Origin of the sequence: Affinundibacterium baiyunense (genome assembly GCF_018139645.1) — a bacterium.
Taxonomy (GTDB): domain Bacteria; phylum Pseudomonadota; class Gammaproteobacteria; order Burkholderiales; family Burkholderiaceae_D; genus Undibacterium; species Undibacterium baiyunense.
The window spans coordinates 1-305 of sequence record NZ_JAGSPM010000065.1; the positions used below are offsets into that span (position 1 = coordinate 1).

The 305-nt window shown below is 42.3% G+C and carries 1 rRNA gene; it reads right to left on the reverse strand.

The features are described 5' to 3' along the window. A 16S ribosomal RNA gene (locus tag KDM92_RS18360) occupies positions 1–95 on the reverse strand; the annotation flags it as partial. Between the last annotated feature and the right edge of the window lie 210 nt (positions 96–305).

The window sequence follows — 305 nt, forward strand, 5'->3', positions numbered from 1 at the left end:
TCGCCACCAGACCGAAGTCCGTGCTGCCGTTCGACTTGCATGTGTAAGGCATGCCGCCAGCGTTCAATCTGAGCCAGGATCAAACTCTTCAGTTCAATCTCTGTTTTTAGCATTTCTGCTTCCATCCTTAGATGGCGTCGCTCACTCAAAATACTGACAGTTCGATTTCCATTACTAGAAACCGTCTTGCTTTGTTATTTCTTGTGAACATTTGATATATTTTAAGTTTCCTAGCTACCTAAGCAGCTAGTCGCTATCACTATCAAGTGCCCACATTTATTGACTGTTAATTGTTAAAGATCTTC